19 protein-coding genes are annotated in these 20,668 nt (G+C 62.1%); 9 read left to right on the forward strand and 10 right to left on the reverse strand.

Annotated elements, in window-relative coordinates; translation table 11 throughout:
- Positions 1 to 51: 51 nt before the first annotated feature.
- From ACFFP0_RS25880 to ACFFP0_RS25890, 3 genes are all read right to left on the reverse strand, one after another.
- Positions 52 to 828 (reverse strand): alpha/beta fold hydrolase, encoded by a 777-nt coding sequence (locus ACFFP0_RS25880; protein ID WP_377265101.1) that lies wholly within the window; start codon positions 826 to 828, stop codon positions 52 to 54.
- A gap of 4 nt (positions 829 to 832) precedes the next feature.
- Positions 833 to 2,569, reverse strand: coding sequence for a 2-isopropylmalate synthase (leuA, locus tag ACFFP0_RS25885; RefSeq protein WP_377265102.1), 1,737 nt, complete (start codon positions 2,567 to 2,569; stop codon positions 833 to 835).
- Between the two features lie 326 nt (positions 2,570 to 2,895).
- Positions 2,896 to 4,080 (reverse strand): benzoate/H(+) symporter BenE family transporter, encoded by a 1,185-nt coding sequence (locus tag ACFFP0_RS25890; protein WP_377265103.1) that lies wholly within the window; start codon positions 4,078 to 4,080, stop codon positions 2,896 to 2,898.
- Positions 4,081 to 4,281: 201 nt separating this feature from the next.
- On the opposite strand from ACFFP0_RS25890, the gene ACFFP0_RS25895 reads away from it, so the two are divergent.
- Positions 4,282 to 6,978 carry a bifunctional diguanylate cyclase/phosphodiesterase gene (locus ACFFP0_RS25895; RefSeq protein ID WP_377265104.1) on the forward strand — a complete coding sequence of 899 codons (2,697 nt, stop codon included), beginning with the start codon at positions 4,282 to 4,284 and terminating at the stop codon, positions 6,976 to 6,978.
- A gap of 107 nt (positions 6,979 to 7,085) precedes the next feature.
- On the opposite strand, the gene ACFFP0_RS25900 is transcribed toward ACFFP0_RS25895, so the two are convergent.
- From ACFFP0_RS25900 to ftsZ, 3 genes are all read right to left on the reverse strand, one after another.
- Positions 7,086 to 7,718, reverse strand: coding sequence for an outer membrane protein (locus tag ACFFP0_RS25900; protein WP_377265105.1), 633 nt, complete (start codon positions 7,716 to 7,718; stop codon positions 7,086 to 7,088).
- Between the two features lie 341 nt (positions 7,719 to 8,059).
- Positions 8,060 to 8,845, reverse strand: coding sequence for a class I SAM-dependent methyltransferase (locus ACFFP0_RS25905; protein WP_377265106.1), 786 nt, complete (start codon positions 8,843 to 8,845; stop codon positions 8,060 to 8,062).
- Between the two features lie 134 nt (positions 8,846 to 8,979).
- Positions 8,980 to 10,005, reverse strand: coding sequence for a cell division protein FtsZ (ftsZ, locus tag ACFFP0_RS25910; RefSeq protein WP_377265107.1), 1,026 nt, complete (start codon positions 10,003 to 10,005; stop codon positions 8,980 to 8,982).
- A 221-nt stretch (positions 10,006 to 10,226) separates the two neighbouring features.
- Here ftsZ and ACFFP0_RS25915 point away from each other — a divergent pair, with 221 nt between their 5' ends.
- The 3 genes from ACFFP0_RS25915 to ACFFP0_RS25925 all read left to right on the forward strand — a co-directional run bounded on the left by ACFFP0_RS25915 (position 10,227) and on the right by ACFFP0_RS25925 (position 12,303).
- Positions 10,227 to 10,445, forward strand: coding sequence for a hypothetical protein (locus ACFFP0_RS25915; protein WP_377265108.1), 219 nt, complete (start codon positions 10,227 to 10,229; stop codon positions 10,443 to 10,445).
- 82 nt (positions 10,446 to 10,527) lie between these two features.
- Positions 10,528 to 11,529, forward strand: coding sequence for a ketopantoate reductase family protein (locus tag ACFFP0_RS25920; protein ID WP_377265109.1), 1,002 nt, complete (start codon positions 10,528 to 10,530; stop codon positions 11,527 to 11,529).
- Between the two features lie 459 nt (positions 11,530 to 11,988).
- Positions 11,989 to 12,303, forward strand: coding sequence for a DUF1883 domain-containing protein (locus tag ACFFP0_RS25925; RefSeq protein WP_377265143.1), 315 nt, complete (start codon positions 11,989 to 11,991; stop codon positions 12,301 to 12,303).
- Positions 12,304 to 12,309: 6 nt separating this feature from the next.
- Here the strand turns inward: ACFFP0_RS25925 and ACFFP0_RS25930 are convergent, their stop codons facing one another.
- Both ACFFP0_RS25930 and ACFFP0_RS25935 read right to left on the reverse strand, forming a co-directional pair.
- Positions 12,310 to 13,626, reverse strand: coding sequence for a replication-associated recombination protein A (locus ACFFP0_RS25930; RefSeq protein WP_377265110.1), 1,317 nt, complete (start codon positions 13,624 to 13,626; stop codon positions 12,310 to 12,312).
- Positions 13,623 to 15,026 (reverse strand): DegQ family serine endoprotease, encoded by a 1,404-nt coding sequence (locus ACFFP0_RS25935; RefSeq protein ID WP_377265144.1) that lies wholly within the window; start codon positions 15,024 to 15,026, stop codon positions 13,623 to 13,625. Before ACFFP0_RS25935 ends, ACFFP0_RS25930 begins: the two co-directional genes overlap by 4 nt.
- Positions 15,027 to 15,164: 138 nt before the next feature.
- Between ACFFP0_RS25935 and ACFFP0_RS25940 the strand changes: the two genes are divergently transcribed.
- Both ACFFP0_RS25940 and ACFFP0_RS25945 read left to right on the forward strand, forming a co-directional pair.
- A complete protein-coding gene (locus ACFFP0_RS25940) occupies positions 15,165 to 15,545 on the forward strand; it encodes a YkvA family protein (protein WP_377265111.1) in 381 nt (126 codons plus the stop codon).
- A 35-nt stretch (positions 15,546 to 15,580) separates the two neighbouring features.
- On the forward strand, positions 15,581 to 15,943 hold the full coding sequence (locus ACFFP0_RS25945) for a lysozyme inhibitor LprI family protein (protein ID WP_377265112.1): 363 nt from the start codon (positions 15,581 to 15,583) through the stop codon (positions 15,941 to 15,943).
- A gap of 11 nt (positions 15,944 to 15,954) precedes the next feature.
- On the opposite strand, the gene ACFFP0_RS25950 is transcribed toward ACFFP0_RS25945, so the two are convergent.
- A complete protein-coding gene (locus ACFFP0_RS25950) occupies positions 15,955 to 16,362 on the reverse strand; it encodes a DUF3024 domain-containing protein (RefSeq protein ID WP_377265113.1) in 408 nt (135 codons plus the stop codon).
- Between the two features lie 43 nt (positions 16,363 to 16,405).
- Here ACFFP0_RS25950 and ACFFP0_RS25955 point away from each other — a divergent pair, with 43 nt between their 5' ends.
- Positions 16,406 to 16,843, forward strand: a complete 438-nt coding sequence (locus ACFFP0_RS25955) for an SWIM zinc finger family protein (protein ID WP_377265114.1) — start codon at positions 16,406 to 16,408, stop codon at positions 16,841 to 16,843.
- 15 nt (positions 16,844 to 16,858) lie between these two features.
- Here ACFFP0_RS25955 and ilvD read toward each other — a convergent pair whose 3' ends face one another.
- Positions 16,859 to 18,694 carry a dihydroxy-acid dehydratase gene (gene ilvD, locus ACFFP0_RS25960; RefSeq protein WP_377265115.1) on the reverse strand — a complete coding sequence of 612 codons (1,836 nt, stop codon included), beginning with the start codon at positions 18,692 to 18,694 and terminating at the stop codon, positions 16,859 to 16,861.
- Between the two features lie 321 nt (positions 18,695 to 19,015).
- Between ilvD and msrP the strand changes: the two genes are divergently transcribed.
- Complete coding sequence (gene msrP / locus ACFFP0_RS25965) at positions 19,016 to 19,960, forward strand: protein-methionine-sulfoxide reductase catalytic subunit MsrP (RefSeq protein WP_377265116.1); 945 nt, start codon at positions 19,016 to 19,018, stop codon at positions 19,958 to 19,960.
- 2 nt (positions 19,961 to 19,962) lie between these two features.
- The gene (msrQ, locus tag ACFFP0_RS25970) at positions 19,963 to 20,613 is read left to right on the forward strand and encodes a protein-methionine-sulfoxide reductase heme-binding subunit MsrQ (RefSeq protein ID WP_377265117.1); all 651 of its coding nucleotides are present in this window, start codon (positions 19,963 to 19,965) and stop codon (positions 20,611 to 20,613) included.
- Positions 20,614 to 20,668 lie beyond the last annotated feature (55 nt).

Raw genomic sequence — 20,668 nt, forward strand, 5'->3', positions numbered from 1 at the left:
ACGCCCAATGTCAAGTGAGGCCAGGAAGCGGCAGAGGCGGCGGGAGTTGCTTCAGGTCGTCTCAGCGATGCTGCTGCGGATGAAACGGATAACGTCAGCAGGACGCTCATCAACGAGCATGTGCCCGGCATCCCCGACCCTGTGGACGACGACATTGGGCGGCAGGCCTTCGGCCTGCGTAACCGGAAGAACGGTATCCCGTTCGCCCCAAACCACGCGCACCGGCATCGCCAACCCGGCAAGATCGGCGACCGGCAGCGTGCCCTGTCTCCCGCCTTCAGCGTCGATGAGTATGATGTCGAGGATATTCCTCAATGCCTCCCGGGCTCCGGCAAGACCCCGCCGCTCCAGCGTGTTTTCGATCTCCTCGTCACTCACGAGATGACCGGAACCATTCATCATCCGAAGCGCCTCGCGCATCTCCTCGGCGTCCTCGGCGAGAGCATAGCGCTTCAAGGCCAAGCCGTTGATGACCGGGCCAAAACCGCCCGGTGCAAACAGGGTCAGGCTCTTCGCGCGCTCCTGCGCCCGCAATGCGATCAGCGTTGCCACCGCGCCGCCCATGGAATGGCCGGCGAGATGAAATCGTTCTATGCCCCGCGCCCGGAGATCGGCGGCGATGTCCCTGGCCATCGTGCCGGCACCTCCGGCTGCCCTCGAGAAAAGCGATCTGCCGTGACCCGGCAGATCGTAGGCAACAACCGGCAATTCGGCCGCCAATACCGTCGCCACCTTCAGCCAGGCCGCAGCGCTTCCGCCAAACCCGTGCAGCAGCACGAGCGGCACTGCCAGTTGCGGATCGCCATAAAGCTCGGCATGAAGGCCCATGGGTTCAGCCCTTTGCCGCCCGCTCCTCCAGCACCCTGTTCGCCGCGGAAACGATCGCTTCCAGCGATGCGGCGACGATGTTCGTGTTGATGCCGGCGCCAAAGAGCTTTCCGCCCGGATACTCGACCTCGACATAGGCAATCGCCGAAGCGTTGGAGCCGTGTTGCAGGGAATGCTCGGAATAATCCGCCACCGACAGGTCGATGCCGAGATAGATCGACAGCGCGTTGATGAACCCGTCGATCGGGCCGGTTCCCCTGCCCTCGATGCGCTTCGTCTCGCCGGCATCGGTTATCTCGGCCGCGACGATCCGGATGCCCTTATGGTCCGCGCCGGCCGGATAGGTGTGGTGGTCGACGAATTTCAGCCGCGCGTCCGGCTGTTCGACATAACGTTCGATGAAGCGGTTGTAGATGCGCCTTGAAGGAAGCTCCTTGCCCTCTTCGTCGGTGATGCGCTGGATGTCCTCGCGGAATTCCACCTGCAGGTTGCGCGGCAGGTTCAGGCCGTAGTCCTCCTGAAGGATGTAGGCGATGCCGCCCTTGCCCGACTGCGAGTTGATGCGGATGATCGCCTCGTAGGAGCGGCCGACGTCACGCGGGTCGATCGGCAGATAAGGCACTTCCCAGACGGGGTGGTTGGCGACCTTGATCGCCTTCATGCCCTTGTTGATCGCGTCCTGGTGCGAGCCGGAAAAGGCCGTGTAGACCAGTTCGCCGACATAAGGATGGCGTTCCGGGATCTTCATCTCGTTGGAATATTCGTAGACCGACTTGATCCGCTCGATATCCGAGCAATCCAGCTCCGGATCGACACCCTGCGTGTACATGTTGAGCGCCAGCGTGACGATATCGACATTGCCGGTGCGCTCGCCGTTGCCGAACAGCGTGCCTTCGACACGGTCCGCACCCGCCATCAGGCCGAGTTCGGTCGCGGCTATGCCGGTGCCGCGATCATTGTGCGGATGCAGCGAGATGATGATGTTTTCGCGGTTGTCGATCTGGCGGCACATCCATTCGATCTGGTCCGCATAGATGTTCGGCGTCGCCATCTCCACGGTGGACGGCAGGTTGATGATCAGCTTGTTGTCTGCGGTCGGCTTCACCACTTCGATGACGGCGTTGCAGATCTCCAGCGCCACTTCCAGCTCCGTGCCGGTGAAACTTTCCGGAGAATACTGGAACCGATAGCCGCCACCGGCCTTTTCGGCCATGTCGGTGATCATCTTCGCCGCATCGACCGCGATCTGCTTGATACCCGGCACGTCCTTCGCGAAGACGACCCGGCGCTGCAACTCGCTGGTCGAATTGTAGAAATGGATGATCGGCTTATGCGCACCTTCCAGTGCTTCGAAGGTACGCGTGATCAGCTCCGGCCGGCACTGGACGAGCACCTGCATCGAGACGTCTTCCGGCACGTTGCCTTCCTCGATGCACCAGCGGGCGAAATCGAAATCCGTCTGGGAGGCAGAGGGAAAGCCGATTTCGATTTCCTTGAAACCCATGTCGAGCAGCAGCTTGAACATGCGGGCCTTGCGGTCATGTCCCATCGGATTGACCAACGACTGATTGCCGTCACGCAGGTCGACGGAGCACCAGATCGGCGCCTTGGTGATGACCTTGGAGGGCCAGGTGCGGTCGGGAATATTGATCGCCGGGTACGAACGGTACTTCATCGACGCCTGAGGCATGCCGGCCCTGGCTGGGGTCGCATTCTCGGCAGAATTGGTTTTGGTATCCATGGTCTCAGAGTCTCTTCTCGCTTCGTGCGTCGCTTCGCCACCCTGCAGGGCAAGCCGTCATCGACGCGGACCTTTAGCGGCCTGATTGGGATTGGTCTTGAACGTTTGTGAGAGGAGCTCTTACGCCGGCAGGCTTTATCGGCCGCCGGGCGCTCCTCAACGGACCCGGCAACCGCGCGTAAGGTCGAGGCTAAGAAGCGAGGAAAGCGCAAGAACCGGCGCACCGGCCGCGATGCGGCAGGTCTGCGAACGGTCGGACATGATTGCGCCTGTCATGGTCATGTCAGGATGTATAACCGCGGCGGATTGTCGAGGCAAGTCCCCACCTATTTTTTCAAAGCACGCAGAAAGTGTCGCAGCGCCATCATCATACCGCCGGCGATCAGCCCCCAGAAAGCACCGGAAATGCCGGCAAACGAGGTCCCCGAAGCGGTGACCAGGAAGGTGATCGCCGCCGCTTCCCGCGTCTCCGGCTCCCGATAGGCTGCAAAGGCCGCGCTGGAGAAAGCGCTGACGAGCCCAAGGCCCGCGACCGCCTGCAGGAGAATCGGCGGCGCCAGCGATACGAAGGCGATGATGCCGCCCGCGACCAGACCAAGCACGATATAACCGAAACCGCCGACCATGGCCGCCCAGTAGCGCTTCTTCGGATCGGGGTTGGCATCCTCGCTGGCGCACATGGCCGCCGTGATTGCCGCCATGTTGACCGGCACGCCGCCCACGAGGCCTCCGAGTATCGAGAAAATGCCCGTTCCCGCAAAGAGCACGCCCGGCGGCGGCTCGTAGTGGTGCACCTTGAGGATCGCAATGCCGGGAATGTTCTGGGAGGCCATGGTGACGATGAAGAGCGGGATCGCGACCGAGACGATCCCATGCCAGGTAAAGACCGGTTGGACGAAGGCGAGGTCCGGATGGATCGCCGCCCCGATCTGGGCGAAGATATCCGGCGGCAGGTCGACCCCGAAGATCAGCACCAGGATCAGGGCCGCAAGCGAGGCCGGCACCGCCCATAGCCGCCAGCGCGAGACGACCACCATCCAGGTCAGCACGATGGGCAGGCCGAGCGCGGCATCGAAGGCCACCGCCTTCACGGGCGCAAGACAGAGGCTCAGGAGGATGCCGGAGAGCATGGCATTCGCCAGCGGTGCGGGGATGGCGCGGATCGCGCGGCCAAGCGGCCGGAAAAGGCCGGACAAGACGATCAGGGCGCCGCAGACCACAAAGGCGCCTACAACGACGGGAAACCCGCCTTCGACCATGCCGATGCCGGACAATAGCGCCGCCCCCGGCGTCGACCAGGCGATGCTGATCGGCATGCGGTAGATGCTCGAGAAGACGATCGCCAGCAACCCCATCGAAACGGATTGCGCCAGCAGGGCCGAGGCGATCTCCGGAGCGCTCGCACCCATGGCCTGCAGCCCCTGCATGATGACGGCAAAGGAGCTGATGAAGCCAACGAAGGCGGTGAGCAGCCCCATCATCAGGGCAGGAACGGAGAAATCCTTGAGCATGCCGGCGGGACTCGTGACGTCAAAAACCTCATGGAGCACAAGGTCCGCGGGAAAGGCAAGGCGTCTTTGCCGGGGAAAGGTACGGCGGCGCGGCACAAATCTACCGCCGTCCGGGTCCGCGGCGTCCCAATCGCGGATAGCAAATTAGATAATCTTAAAGTGTTTATCGGCAACAGTGTGGGACCCCTGTCGGAAATCCAAATGACCCCACTGCCGCTCGTCTCGAAATCAAGATCCCTTCAACTTCGCTTTCTCGGTCTCAGCTACTTCCTCCCGGCCATTCTGGCGATCACCGCCGTGGTGATCGGCGTCGTCAGAGCCGATATCGAAAAGCACGAGCAGTTCCATGTGACCCAGCAGGTCAAGGCGGCGGAGCAACTGGCAAGGGTGGCCTCCAGCCTGGAAACCAACATCCACGGCAACGTCAACCTGATCTATGGCTTGGTCGCCGCCGTGGCGGCCAATCCGAACATGACGCAGCCGCAGTTTTCGGCGATGGCCGACCGCATCTTCTCCTCCCCTTCCCAGCTCCGGAACATCGCCGGCGCGCCCGATCTCGTCATCAGGCTCGTTTATCCGGAGGAAGCCAACCGGAAGAGCATCGGGCTCGACTACAGGACCAACGAGGCCCAGCGGGATGCGGTGATGAAAGCGGTCGCAAGGCGGGCGCTGATCATCACGGGGCCGGTCAACCTCGTGCAGGGCGGCCAGGGCCTGATTGCACGCTATCCCGTCTTCTCGCTGGCCAACGGCAGGTTCTGGGGCATCATTTCCGCGGTCATAGACCTCGACAGGCTCTATGCCGACAGCAACATCAACACGCCGCGCCAGGGGCTGGAGATTGCCATCTCGCGACGGCCTATGCCGGGCGAAGGCGATGTCTTCCTCGGAGAGCGCAGCGTATTCTCACAGGACCCGGTCAAGGCGCGAATCGAACTCGGTTACGACACCTGGTATCTCGCCGCCATGCCGAAGGGCGGATGGTTGGGCTCTCCTCCGGACATCGTCAGCTTCCGCGTCATAGCGCTCGTGATCGCCTTCTGCATCGTCGCGCCGCTGATATGGGCCGGTTTCCTGATGAAGCAGCGCCACCGGAATATCCTTACCCTGCAGCAGCGCGAGGAACAGCTCGAAACCCTTTCCCAGCGGCTGGAGCTGGCGCTCGAAGCCTCCGGCGTGGGTGTCTGGGAATACGAACCGTCCTCCGACACGCTGATCTGGGATCGGCGCATGCGTGAACTCTATGACGCGCCCCAGGACAAGGAGACGTGCAAATACAGCGATTGGCGAGATGCGCTGCATCCCGAGGACGCGGAACCCGCCGAGAGACAGTTCCTGGAGGCCCTTCGGGAAGAGACCCGCTTTCGGACGGAATTCCGTGTCGTCTCCAGCAGCGGCGAAATCCGTCATATCCGCGCACATGGCGCTCCCTACAGAACCGCGAGCGGCGTGAAGAGAGTGGTCGGCGCGAACTGGGACGTCACCAGGGACGTGACCCTCCAGACGGAGCTTCGCGAGGCAAGGACGAAAGCCGAGCGGCAGAACGCGGAATTGAGATCGGCCCGGCGGACGCTTGAGCACCAGTCGCTGCACGATGCGCTGACGGGGCTTCCGAACCGCCGCTTCCTCGACCAGTTCATGGCCGCCGAGGAAACGGCGACCCAGGATCACAAACTGGCTTTCATCCATATCGACCTCGACCGCTTCAAGGAGGTCAACGATACGTTCGGCCACGCGGCCGGCGATGCGGTCCTGAAGGAAGCCACGTTCCGCCTTCTTCAATTGATCGGGCACGACGAGTTCGCCTCCCGCATCGGCGGCGACGAGTTCGTCGTGGTGACGGGTGGATCGGCCCCGCAGGAGCGCGCGGAGTATCTTGCGCAGTCCATCGTCGCGGCACTTGCAAAGCCCATCGATGTCAACGGCCATGAATGTCGCATCGGCTGCAGCGCCGGCATCGCCTGCCAGACGAGCGCCGGCGAGGAGCTGAGCCAGTTGCTGATCAACGCCGATATCGCGCTCTATGAAGCCAAGAAGCTTGGCCGCAACCGTGTCGAGATGTTCTCGGAAAAGCTGCGTGCTGCGGCCGTGCTGATGAAACGCATGTCGGACGAATTCCTGAACGCCCTGGAGCGCAACCAGATCGTTCCCTACTTCCAGCCGCAGTTCGATGCCCAGTCGCTCGCCATCGTCGGCGTCGAGGCGCTGGCCCGCTGGCAGCACCCCACGCGCGGCCTGCTGGCACCCGATACGTTCCTCGGGATCGCCGAAAGCCTGCACCGGGCTTCCGACATGGATGCGATCATCCTCGAAAGCGCCCTTTTCCAGATGACGAGATGGCGCGCCCTCGGGCTCGACGTCCCGCATCTTTCGGTCAACATCTCGGCGCAAAGACTGAAGGACAGACAACTTTTCAAGCGGCTCGCCGAGCTGCCCTTCTCCCCCGGAACGCTGGCATTCGAACTGTTGGAGTCGATCTCGTTCGAAGGACAGGACGACGAACTGAAGGCCGCCATCCTCAACCTGAAAGCTCTCGGGATCGATATCGAGATCGATGATTTCGGCACAGGCCACGCTTCCATCGTCAGCCTGCTGGAACTCGGCCCGAAAAGGCTGAAGATCGACCGCAAGCTCATCACCCCGCTCGAGGCTGCCGGACCGCAGCGACGGCTCGTGGCCTCCATCGTGGAAATCGGCCGATCGCAGGGAATCGAGATCGTCGCCGAAGGCGTCGAGACATCCGCCCATATCGAGATATTGCGCAGCCTCGGCTGTCAGGTCCTGCAGGGGTATGCGTTGGCGAAACCGATGCCGGCTTCCGATTTCATTTCGTTCGCGCAGGAATGGCAGGCTGCCGGCAGCCCCCTGCCCCGGCTTGCAATGGCCGGAGCGAGCTAGACCGCAGCGGCCATTCAGCGACCCTCGAATGCCCCTCAGGAAAAGCGACAGCGCCGTGTGCTTTCAGGCACACGGCGCTGCAATCCGCGCAGTTTGGAAATCCCGGCTCAGAACCGGTAGTTCACGCCGGCCTTGAGCACCTGATCGCGCACATCAGTCTTCGAGCTGACGCCGCCGGTGGTGCTGCGGACATCATTGGTCATGGTATAGTTGTATTCAAAACGGGCCGAGAGATTGTCGGAGAGCTTCTGCTCGACGCCTGCGCCGAGAATCCAGCCCGGTTTCCAGCCGTCCGGACCGGAAGTGCCGTTCTTGTCGCCGAAGCTGGAGAGGGCAACGCCCGCGGTGCCGTAGACGAGCGTGTCGTTGATGCCGACACCGGCCTTGGCTTTCGCGGCGACGCGGCCCCGTTCCTTGATCTTGCCGCCCGGCACGCGGCTTTCCACGTTACCGAGATGCGACGCCTCGATTTCGGCCCCGACGACACCAGAATCCAAGTCCATGTTGTAGCCGCCGTGGACGCCGAGAACCAGCCCCTTGTCGCCGTCGAAAGGATTGAGCTTGCGGGATGCCATGCCGATATCCCCGCCGACGTAGGCGCCACCCCAGCCGGAAGACCTCGACGCAGGCTCGTTGTAGGTCGGCGGCTCGGAATAAGGCGTCAGATCGGCGGCCCAGACAGGTGTGGTGGAGAAAGCGGCAATCATCGCCAGCGCAAAAGGCTTCACGTTCGTGGTCATGTTTTACTCCGTACAGCGCCTGCGTCTGGAGGTACGCAAGCAATTACTCGTTACAATCTGCGCGGCAATACCGGGCGTTTCACCGGATGTTCGGACGACATTGCGATCCCGCGTCACCAGTAGATTTCCCTTAATTTTCATGAATCCATAAACAGTTCCTTAACCGGCAGGCTGCGCCGGCACACTTGCCGATCAACAAGTGTAACAGTCCCGGGAGTCCCCTCCTCCAGGCGGCAAGAAGGAACGTAAACACGTCAGGCCGATCATTCGCCCAGCGCTTCCGGGAAGGTCCGGCGGGGCGAATGGCGGCGCTGTTCCGACAGTGGGGAAGCCCGACCGGTTTACGGTTTCACCGCACGGATATGCAGGAAGATCGGAGCGACGCGGGTATCCGCGACGACCGGTTCGGCTGCCGCGACCTCTTCGGAGGCCATGGGCTCGCCGAAAGCCTGGATGACAAGTCCGGCCTCGACGATCATCGCCACCCAGTTCGAAAGCGTCCGGTGGAAGCGCGGAATCGAGAAAGGCGTAAGTTTCTCCCGTTCCTCCGGCGGAATGTCGGAAAACAGCCAGCGTTCGATGCGTCCTTCCGTTTCGTCGAAATAGTCGGCGATCTGGACAGCCACGGCCTCGCCGCGTTCGTCGCGGATGTTCCTGCGTGTCGGCGGCACGAAACAGGGATGCAGGATCGAGAACTGCAGGAAGCCGCCGGGTTTCAGCACGCGGGTGACCTCTTTCAGCATTGCCCGCTGATCGGCCATGTCCATCATCGACATGAAGGCGGTCACGAAATCGAAGCTCGCCTCGGGGAAATCGATACGCAGTCCTTCTCCAAGCAGATAGTCGATACCAAGCGGGTCCTTCTCCTCCGTCTCGCGAGCGTAGCGCAGGAAGGTCGGCGCGATGTCGAGGCCGGTCATTCTTGCCCCGAGACGGGCAACGGCGCGGGTATTCGTCCCTTCCCCGCAGCCGAGATCGAGGCCCCTCAGCCCTTCGACCTGCGGCAGCATGTCGAGGAAAGCGGGGGTGTTCAGCTTGTCCCGGTATTTGTCATGCCCTGCCCGCGAATAGATCGTCCAGGTCTCGGCATTGCTTTCCCAATGGGCTGCAACGGTCTTTGCGTCCATGATCCTCTTCCTCGCTCAGGTCAAATGGGCGGCGAGCTATATCCGCGCTCCGTGACATTGGGAAGACGAAAACGCCTTCCGGAGGGAAAACCTCCGGAAGGCGCGGATCGGAGCAATGACCGGGCTCAGGTTGCCTATTGCAGCGTGCGGGGCGTGGCCTGGAGGCCGGCGGGAGCACCGGGGGCGGCAACGGCCTCGCCACCATCGAGCCCGGTCGCGACGACGGAGACACGGAACTTGCCATCGAGATTGCGGTCGAAGATCGCGCCGACGACGATATCCGCGTCGTCCATCACCTCGTCGCGGATGCGGCTTGCGGCTTCATCCACCTCGAACAGCGTCATGTCGGAGCCGCCGGAGATCGAGATCAGCACGCCCTTGGCGCCCTTCATGGAGATCTCGTCGAGCAGCGGATTGGCGATCGCCGCTTCCGCGGCGCTGAGCGCGCGTTGATCGCCGGAGGCTTCGCCCGTGCCCATCATGGCCCGGCCCATGCCCTTCATCACCGACTTCACGTCTGCGAAGTCGAGGTTGATCAGGCCTTCCTTGACGATCAGGTCGGTGATGCAGCCGACGCCGGAATAAAGGACCCGGTCGGCGGTCATGAAGGCGTCGGCGAAGGTGGTCTTCGCGTCGGCGATGCGGAAGAGGTTCTGGTTCGGGATGACGATCACGGTGTCGGCCGCCCGGCGCAGTTCCTCGATGCCGGATTCGGCCGTCTTCATGCGGCGGTTGCCTTCGAACGTAAAGGGTTTCGTCACGACGCCGACCGTCAGGATGCCGGCGTTGCGGGCGGCCTGGGCGATGATCGGCGCAGCCCCCGTGCCCGTTCCGCCCCCCATGCCGGCAGTCACGAAGCACATATGCGAGCCGGAGAGATGGTCCATGATCTCGTCGATCGATTCCTCCGCCGCCGCGCGGCCGATCTCGGGCAGCGAGCCGGCGCCGAGGCCTTCGGTCACATGCGCGCCGAGCTGGATGCGGCGCGAGGCCTTCGAGGTGGCGAGAACCTGCGCGTCGGTGTTGGCGGCGATGAAATCGACGCCTTCGAGATTTTCGGAAATCATGTTGTTGATGGCGTTGCCGCCACCGCCTCCGACACCGATCACGGTGATCTTCGGCCGCATTTCGGTGATCTGGTATCTATTGCCGTCCGTCATCGCAATCTCCTTGGCATCGGCACCCCGCCGGCCGGGCGGCCCCTTGGCCACCCGAATCGGTCTGCATTTTAGCTGCGCAACAAGGCAGAGGCTTGGCGAAAGAACAAGCTCCACATGGGGGCGGGGCAATAGATGAAATTTTCCACAAGTTGCATGGAACCTTTTTCGAACACAGTAATTGTGCGGATTCGATCATAAGACGGAGAGGAGCACCGCGTATCATGCCTACGTCTGCCGCACGCATGTCCGTCGCCACGCCGGATGATCATATCCTCACCGTGCAGGAAGCACTGGAGCCGCTTTTCCTGGCGCTCGAAGAAGAAGCGGAACTGAAGATGATCGCTGCGGCCGTCCGGGCCGGGTGGTCCGTCGAAGATGCGGTCGCAGCCATCGACGAACTGCGCCGCACGGAACTTCTGCCCGGCAGCCCGGCCCATTGATCCATCACAAAAACTCGTTCGCCTGACCGTGGAAGATGGCCTAAGTCTACCGCATTGCACAAGAAGCGGAGACGAGGACATCATGACGATCAGAAATATCTGCATCTATGGCGCAGGGGCGCTCGGCGGCACGTTCGCGGCGAAGATCGCAAGCGGGCTCGGCGAAGAGGTGAACGTATCGGTCGTGGCGCGCGGCGCACATCTCGCGGCGATCCGCGAAAGGGGCCTGAGCGTCATCAAGGAGGGGGAAGACGCGCCGCTTCACGTCCGCGTTGCCGCCACCAGCGACCCTTCGGAACTGCCGAAACAGGACCTCGTCATCACCGGCCTCAAGGGTCATCAGCTCGCCGATGCGGCGGAGGGTCTCGCAAGCCTGCTCAAGGACGGCACGCGGGTGATCATGATCCTGAACGGCATTCCGTGGTGGTATTTCCACCGGGATGCCGAAAGCGGCCATGCGGAACGCCAGCTTGCGGAACTGGACCCCGACAGCAAGCTCTGGCGGCATGTCGGACCGGAACGCGTCATCGGCTGCGTCGCCTATCAGGGGGCGGAAGTGATCGAGCCCGGCACCGTGAAGCTCAACGGCGATGGCCGTTTCTTCCTCGGCGAACCTTCCGGCGACCTCTCCCGCGACCTTGTGACGATTGCCGATCTTCTCGGCCGCGCCGGCCTCACCATCATCCCCACCCAGCGCATCCGCGATGCGATCTGGCTGAAACTGATGGGCAACGCCGCCTACAACCCGATCAGCGCGCTTACCCGGGCACGCATGGACAAGATAATGGAGAACCCGCCGCTGGTGGAACAGGTCGCCAAGGTAATGGCGGAGACCAAGGCGGTCGGAGAAGCTCTCGGCGCTGTCTTCAGCAGTGGTATCCAGGAAGCGTTGGGCCGCTCCGGCGGCTTCGGCCCGGTCCGTACCTCGATGCTCCAGGACCTGCTCGCCGGCAAGCCGCTGGAGATCGTTCCGCTCACCGGCATGGTGGTCGCGCTCGGCAAGCTCGCCGGGGTCCCCACGCCCACCTGCGAGACCGTCCTGGCGCTCACCATCCAGCTCGACCAGGAGAACCTCAGAAATTGAGTCAGCTCCCTCCAGCCGGATATCAATAAACCTCATCAACAATCTGAAAATACGGGGCGATGCCGGCTCTTCGATATGCCCTCGCGCATCCAGCCGGCATCCTTCAGTCCGCCGGCGAGCATTGCGATAGAATTCCCGCGATATGTCCACGGCGGATCATGTCGCTCTCGCCGAAGACCGGCACGACCGACCTCTCGTGAGCCCCATCACCGCTTTCGAAAAAGGAAATCCCGCCGCAAGGAAACGGCGGGATATCAAGTCAGGAGGTCGAATATTATCGTTATAGGCGGCTGCAGGGGACGAAAGCCGCCCTTCTTGAACCCAATGCGGCACAGTTTCATGCCGGCACGGAATTCCAATCCTCAAGGCTAACCCTTGGGTAACCGCAAGGTTCCATCCTTCGTTAAGGACGTGACGTTAGGATTGATGACCCTGTATGCTGGCATCAATGAGGCAGAGATGGCCGCTCCGCATTTCCGCTATACGCACTACGATCTGAAACCGCAGCGCGCGGGGACGACGATCGAGGTGACGTTGAATGCGGTCAACAACGTGCGCCTGATGACGTCCGTCAATTTCCAGCGCTTCACCGAACTGCTCGATTTCAAATACATCGGCGGCGTGGCCAAGAAGTCGCCGATCCGCCTGGTCATTCCGGAAAACGGACACTGGCACCTGATCGTCGACATGGAAGGTCATCACGGGCTTGCGGAATCTTCGGTGAAACTCATCGTCGCATCGACCACCACCGCCGGACATCAGCAGGCGTCCTAACCCGGCCTATTGGCCGTTCCGTTCCTTGCGGAGCCTCGCCCACCAGTCCAGCCTTTTTCTGATCTCGCGCTCGAAACCGCGCTCCGGGGGATCGTAGAACGTCTGCCGGCCCATCTTTTCCGGGAAATAGTCCTGGCCGGAAAAGGCGTCCGGCTCATCGTGATCGTAGCGATAGCCCTCGCCATATCCTTCGCCCTTCATCAGCTTGGTCGGGGCGTTGAGGATATGTTTCGGCGGCAGAAGCGAGCCGTTTTCCTTGGCGGCCCGGGTCGCCGCCTTGAAGGCCGTATAGACCGCGTTCGATTTCGGTGCGGTCGCCAGATACACGCAGGCTTCGGCAAACGCGAGTTCCCCCTCCGGCGAGCCGAGATAGTCGTAGGCGTCCTTGGCGGCGTTGCAGATCACCAGCGCCTGCGGGTCGGCAAGGCCGATATCCTCCACCGCCATGCGCACGAGGCGCCGCCCCAGATAAAGCGGGTCCTCGCCGGCATCGAACATGCGGGCAAGATAGTAGAGCGCGGCATCCGGATCGGAACCGCGCACCGATTTATGGAGAGCGGAAATGAGGTTGTAGTGGCCATCCTGCGCCTTGTCGTAGACCGGAGCGCGGCGCTGGACGATCTCGGTCAGGCCCGTGGTGTCGAACACCTCCCCTTCCCGCGCCGCGCGCCAGACCTCTTCCGCCAGCGTCAGCACGGCGCGGCCGTCGCCATCGGCCATGCGGATGAGGCTCGTCCGCGCGTCATCATCGAGCGGCAGCGGTTTGCCTTCGGTCTTTTCGGCGCGCTGCAGCAGCTCTTCGAGGCTTTCTTCGTCGTGCGGACGGAAAGTCAGCACACGGGCACGCGACAGAAGAGCGGCGTTGAGCTCGAAACTCGGGTTTTCCGTCGTCGCACCGACAAGTATGACGGTGCCGTCCTCCATGACCGGCAGGAAACTATCCTGCTGGGCGCGGTTGAAGCGATGGATCTCGTCGACGAAAAGAAGCGTCTGGCGGCCGTCCATGCGCCGCATGCGGGCCGCCTCGAACACTTTCTTCAGGTCCGCGACACCCGAGAAGATTGCCGATATCTGTTCGAAAGCAAGCCCCGCCTCGCCCGACAGAAGCCGCGCGACCGTCGTCTTGCCGGTGCCAGGCGGTCCCCAGAAGATCATCGATCCGAGCGAGCCCGAGGCGATCATTCGCCGCAACCCGCCATCTTCTCCGGTCAGATGCGGCTGGCCGGTCACCTCGGCAAGCGTCTTCGGGCGCAGCCGGTCCGCAAGCGGCCGCCGGTTGGCGACCTCCTCCGGGACCCGCGGCGCGAACAGGTCGTTGCTCATCGGAAGAACTGCCGTATACGCTGGCCGTCTCGCTCGATCTCGACCCGCCAGAAACCCGGATCGTCGTCCAGCATGGCTTCCAGCGCCTTTGTGGTGGTGACGGTCGTGCCGTTCAGGGAAATCACGATATCCCTCGGTTCAAAGCCGTAACGGGCCGCCGGCGAACCGCGCGCGACGTCGGTTACGACGACACCTGCCTTCTCGGCGGGGATATGCAGTTCCGTGGCGAGCTTGGGCGAAAGATTGGCGACATGCAGGCCGGCGAAGGGATTACGCCCTTCCAGCATGCGCTCATCCCGCGGCGTCGTTTCCGGCGCGGTGTTCAGCGCGATGTTGAGCTGTCGCTGGCCGTCCCCGGTCTGAACGGTCAGGGCCGCCTGCTTGCCGAGGCCGGCAGTCGTGAGGCGGTAGCCGAGTGCATCGGGATGCTCGACGGGAATGCCGTTGACGGCGATCACCACCTCGCCTGGCTTCAGGCCCGCGCGGTCGGCGGGACCACCCTCGACGACCCGAACGACCAGGGCCCCACGGGCGGTTTTGAGCCCCAGGGCCTCCGCGACATCGGACGTCACGGCATCGAAAGTCGCGCCGACATAGGGCCGTTCGAACGTCGTCCTTCCCTCCGCCGCATTGGCGAGGAACACCTTGACGAGATTGGCCGGGATCGCGAAACCGACACCGTTCGAGCCGCCGCCCCGCGAGAAGATCGCGGTATTGATGCCGATCAGCTCGCCCTTCATGTTCATCAGCGCGCCGCCGGAATTGCCGGGATTGATGGAAGCATCCGTCTGGATGAAGAAGCCGAAATCGCCGGTCGTCACCTGGTTGCGGGCAAGCGCCGAGACGATGCCGCTCGTGACCGTCTGGCCGACCCCGAACGGATTGCCGATTGCAAGCACCAGGTCACCCACGTCGACGGCATCGGAATCGCCGACGGGAAGAACCGGGAAATGCTCCTTGGCCTTGATCCGCAGCACCGCGAGGTCGACGCTCTCGTCCTTGAGGACCACGTCGCACGGGAATTCCCGGCCGTCGGCAAGCGCGATCTTGATGTCGTCGGCACCCTGGATGACGTGATTGTTGGTTACAACCAGCCCATCCTGCGAGAGGATGACGCCGGAGCCCAGCGAAGACTGCTTCTCGGTCCGGTTCGGCATGCGCTGGCCGAAGAACTGCTCGAAGAATGGATCGCCCGCGAAGGGATTGAGGCGCTGTACCACGCGCTCGGCATAGACATTGACGACGGCACCGGCCGTCTGCTTGACCAGTGGCGCAAAGGAGAGCTGCATCTCCTGCCGGTTCTGCGGCACGGCCCTGTTCTCCTGCGCAACGGCTGCGACGGGACACAGAAGCGCCAGGACAAGAAGACCGGTCGAAACGCGTTTCAGCACGCTCATCAGCATTTGATTCCTCACTTCAGAAAATCCGGAACGATTTGTAACGCGGGACGCTAGAAAGGAAAGGTGGCCGAAGCACGGAAAAATGGCAGATATCATAAGGTTTTGAACGCTATATAAGTACAGGATCAGGAGAAAGCCATGGGTATGCTGGCGAAAGCGAAGAGCTGGGCGAAAGCACTGAAACGCGACGTCGTGGCGCTCTGGCTTGCCGCCCGGGACAGGCGTGTTTCCCTCCAGGCCAAGCTTGTCGCCGGCGCGGTCGCGGCCTATGCGCTCTCGCCGATCGACCTCATCCCGGACTTCGTGCCCGTGCTCGGCTATCTGGACGATCTGGTGATCGTGCCACTCGGCATCATGCTGGCGATCCGGCTGGTTCCGGAGCCCTTGATGATCGAATTCCGCGAGGAAGCGACGCGCCGGACGGCACGCCCCGTCAGCCGCGGCGGACTTGCCTTCATCCTTGCCATCTGGCTCGGCTGCCTCATCTTGGTCCTTGGGAGCCTGTCGAGAATGTTCTGATCCGGCTCCGCGCATCGACATCGAGGAGCACTGGCATGAGACATATTTCGACCGTTATCGCCTTGACCGGGCTTTTTGCCTGCCTGCTGGTCTCCGCCTTGCCTCACGCAGCATCCGCCGCGAGTTTCGATTGCGAGCGCGCCGATCTTGCCGCGGACGAGAAGGTCATCTGCGATACGCGCTCGCTCAACGATGCGGACGTGAAGATGGTGACCACCTTCGATCTCCTCACCGGACTTATGCCGATGGGCAATCGCGACAAGCTTCGAGACGACCAGAGCGCCTGGTTGAAGAAGCGGCAGGCCTGCGGCGAGGATGTCGATTGCATCCGCGCCACCTATGACGAGCGGCTGAAACAGCTCGACGAGGCCTACAGGAACCTCAACCGACCGCTGTGAAGCAACACGCCTCACGGAGGGTGGAGAAGTCCGTCCGTTTCCAGCGCCCGCAAGGCTGCCGACAAAACCAGGCCTTCATGCCTCCTCCACCATTGCCCGGTGTGCCGATGCCAATAGAGGTCGAAACGATCCGGCCCCATCCGATCGAGGCGAGCGAAAGGCGCATCGAATTCTTCGCCCTTGTTGTGTTCCACACCCGATCGGTAGCGCTGCACGAAGCGATAGCGAGCGCCTGACCAGCGACCGCGAATATCAACGACGTAATTCCATTCCGCGGCTCTGATCTCAGACAGGAAACGCGGTTTGAAAAAAGTTTCGATAAGACGCTCGCAGGCAGCTATGATGCGCTGCTTCTCAGCCTCGTCCGGTTTGACCGGGCGCTTCGCGCTCCGCACCCATACACATTTTTCACCCGGCATGATATCCCCTGATAAATGTTCGACAATATTGTGAAACATCTCAATGAAGCTGGAACACCATCATATTACCTCGCTTTTCGAGCAGAGATATATCGATCGCGGAAGAGCCTATTTCGAGGAAGGCATGGTGGAGATCGTGACTTCCGGTCCAGGTAACGTCACTTCACGTTGCGCCGGGACACAGCTTTACAAGGTTGAACTGGGGCTGATTGGGGGACAGCTAACCGGTAATTGCAATTGTCCCGCGTTCGCCGATTTCGGACCTTGCAAACACATGGCGGCAACTGCATTCGCGGCTATAGCCCATGCCAAGGAGAGCTATCGCCCGAGCGCTCGCTATGTAACCCGACGGGAAGAATTCGAGCTTCTGGAGCGACGGTTGCGACGTATGACGAAGAGCGAACTCATCGGCATCATTCTCCAGCATCTCGGCGATGACGAAGAAATGGTATGGTCCATCCTTGGCGTTGATCAGGAATGAAGCCGAGTCCCCAGCCTATTCCGGCAAGATCCGGACAGCACCCTTGTCGGCGCTGGCGGCGAACGTGGCGTAAGCCTTCAGCGCCGTGGTGACGTTGCGCTTGCGCGGCACGGCGGGCTTCCAGCCCAGCGCGTCCTGCTCGCGGCGTCGTGCGGCGAGTTCCGCTTCCGAAACCGCCAGGTTGATCGTGCGGTTCGGGATGTCGATCTCGATCATGTCTCCCTGACGGACCAGACCGATCGCACCACCCTGCGCCGCTTCCGGCGAGGCATGGCCAATCGAAAGGCCGGACGTGCCGCCCGAGAAGCGGCCATCGGTGATCAGCGCACAGGCCTTGCCCAAGCCTTTCGACTTCAGGTAGCTCGTCGGATAAAGCATTTCCTGCATGCCCGGGCCGCCCTTCGGTCCTTCGTAGCGGATGACGACGACATCGCCCGCCTTGACCTCGTTGCCGAGAATGCCCTTCACCGCTGCATCCTGGCTTTCGAAAACCACCGCCGGGCCAGTGAATTTCAGGATCGACTCATCGACGCCGGCCGTCTTCACGATGCAGCCATCGAGCGCGATATTACCGTAAAGAACCGCGAGGCCGCCGTCCCTGGAGAACGGATGCTCGACGGACCGGATGATGCCCGTCTCGCCGTCCGTATCAAGCTCGTCCCAGCGCGAGGACTGGCTGAAGGCGACCTGGGTTGGAACCCCGCCCGGCGCCGCCTTGAAGAACTCCCGAACACTTTCGCTATTGGTGCGCGTGATATCCCAGCGATCGATCGCATCGCCGAGCGTTGCGGCATGCACGGTGGAGCAATCGCGATGGATCAGGCCGCCACGCTCCAGTTCACCGAGAATGCGCATGATGCCGCCGGCGCGGTGGACATCCTCCATATGCACGTCGCTCTTGGCCGGCGCCACCTTGGAAAGGCACGGGACCTTGCGCGACAGGCGGTCGATATCCTCCATGGAGAAATCGATCCCTCCCTCATAGGCTGCAGCCAGGATATGCAGGACCGTATTGGTCGAGCCACCCATGGCGATGTCGAGCGACATGGCGTTTTCGAACGCCTTCTTGGTCGCGATCGAACGCGGCAGAACGCTTTCGTCCTCCTGCTCGTAGTAACGGCGGGCGAGATCGACGATGAGATGGCCTGCCTCGACGAAAAGTCGCTTGCGATCCGAATGGGTGGCAAGGGTCGAACCGTTGCCCGGCAGCGACAGCCCCAGCGCTTCCGTGAGGCAGTTCATGGAGTTCGCGGTGAACATGCCCGAACAGGAGCCGCAGGTGGGACAGGCGGATCGTTCGATCGCCTTCACGTCTTCATCCGACACATTGTCGTCGGCAGCAGCGACCATGGCGTCAACGAGGTCGAGCGCATGCTTCTTTCCATGCAACACGACCTTGCCGGCTTCCATCGGGCCGCCGGACACGAAGACCGACGGGATGTTCAGACGCATGGCGGCATTCAGCATGCCGGGCGTGATCTTGTCGCAGTTGGAGATGCAGACCATGGCGTCGGCGCAATGGGCGTTGACCATGTACTCGACGGAGTCGGCGATGATTTCGCGGGACGGCAGCGAATAGAGCATGCCGTCATGGCCCATGGCGATGCCGTCGTCGACCGCGATCGTATTGAATTCCTTGGCGACACCGCCCGCCGCTTCGATCTCGCGGGCGACGAGCTGCCCGAGGTCCTTCAGGTGCACATGGCCCGGCACGAACTGGGTGAAGGAATTGACGACGGCGATGATCGGCTTGCCGAAATCCGTGTCCTTCATGCCGGTTGCGCGCCAGAGCCCGCGCGCGCCCGCCATGTTGCGGCCATGGGTCGTGGTTCTGGAGCGATAAGCAGGCATGGTGTTGTCCTCGATCTCTTCTCGGGCCGGCGACAGTCTACCGTTTTCTCGTCGGACGCGCAAAAGGCCCCTGTTTTGCGGTTTTCCTACCGCAAACGGCGCGGGGTGTCACTATCATGACAGGCCAAAGCGGTACGGTTCGCCGCCGCCCTGCTTTACAGGATGCGGCCTCGCGGTGTTCCTCGCCGTTCTTCCGTCGATCCGGCACGCGCTTTTTCACGCAAACGTGGCCCGCGGGAATCTTCGCATCGCTGTGAAACGTTTTTATTCCGCATTACGTATAGGGAGGAAAGGCATTCGCTGCCGACAAGGAGATTTTCCATGCCTGCCTATCGTCCGCCGCATATTCCCGCTTCCGAGATCACGCCGCGGAACATCTACATGTCGCGCCGCAGCTTCATGGGAGCTGCAACGGTCGCCGGCCTTGCGCTTGTGGGCGCCGACAACGCCTTTGCCGCCCCGCTTGCGGCAGTGCCGAGCGCCTACAAGCCGGATGAGAAGCTGACGCCGAGGGAAGCCGTCACCACATACAACAACTTCTACGAATTCGGCGTGAACAAGGAAGACCCCTCGCAGAATGCCGGCGATTTCAAGCCCGCGCCCTGGTCGGTGAAGGTCGAGGGCATGGTCGGCAAGCCGAGGGAATTCGGCCTCGAAGAACTTGTGAAGATGCCGCTCGAAGACCGTACTTACCGCATGCGTTGCGTCGAGGGCTGGTCGATGGTGATCCCCTGGATCGGCTTTCCTCTGTCGACCATCCTCGATCAGGTCGAGCCGCTCGGCAGCGCCAGGTATGTCTCGTTCGAAACGGTGGTGCGACCGGAGGAAATGCCCGGCCAGAAAGGTTTCTTCCAGCCGTTGCCCTGGCCCTATATCGAGGGTCTTCGTCTCGACGAGGCCCGTCATCCCCTGACGATCCTTGCCATCGGTCTTTACGGAGAAACTTTGCCGAACCAGAACGGCGCCCCGATCCGCCTCGTCGTGCCGTGGAAATACGGCTTCAAGAGCATCAAGTCGATCGTGAGAATCTCCCTCGTCGAGCAACAGCCGCAGACGACCTGGAAAAACGCCAATGCCCGCGAATACGGCTTCTATTCCAACGTCAACCCGTCGGTGGATCATCCGCGCTGGAGCCAGGCGACCGAACAGCGGATCGGCGAAGGCGGCCTGTTCGGCACGGCCCGGCGACCGACCCTGCCCTTCAACGGATATGCCGATCAGGTCGCCAGCCTCTATGCCGGCCTGGACCTGAAGGCGAACTACTGATCATGGCGATCATTCCCGCCCTGCCCCGCCGTTACCACAATGCCAGCATATGGGCGCTCTATGCCCTCGGCCTCTGTCCGGCCGCCTGGTATTTCTATCTGGCGGCCACGGGCGGGCTCGGCTTCAATCCGGTCAAGGAATTCGAACACCTTCTCGGCATATGGGCACTGCGCTTCATCATCGCGACGCTCATGATCACACCGCTTCGCGACCTTGCCGGGATCAACTGGCTCCGGTATCGGCGGGCGCTCGGCCTCATCGCCTTCTATTATGTGCTGATGCATTTCACGGTCTATGCGCTGCTCGACCTGAGGCTGGATCTTGGCGCCGTCGGAGGCGATATCGCCAGACGTCCCTATATCACGATCGGCTTTGCCTGCCTGCTGATGCTGATCCCGCTTGCGGTCACCTCGAACAACTGGTCGATCCGAAAGCTCGCTACGGCCTGGAACCGGCTGCACAAGCTGATCTACCTGATCGCCATCGGAGGCGCGATCCATTATGTGCTTGCCGTGAAATCGGTGACGCTCGTGCCATTCGCACATATCGCGCTGATCGCGCTGCTCCTCGCCTATCGGCCGCTGCGCCGCCCGATCATGAACTGGAAACGCGGCAATCGTCCCACCACAAAAATCGCGCAGTCGAAGATCTGACGCCCTTCAAAAAAGAGAAGCCGGGCCTCAGCAGCCCGGCTTCATTCCTCATGCG

This window comes from Neorhizobium puerariae (genome assembly GCF_042429745.1).
Classification (GTDB): Bacteria; Pseudomonadota; Alphaproteobacteria; order Rhizobiales; family Rhizobiaceae; genus Neorhizobium; species Neorhizobium puerariae.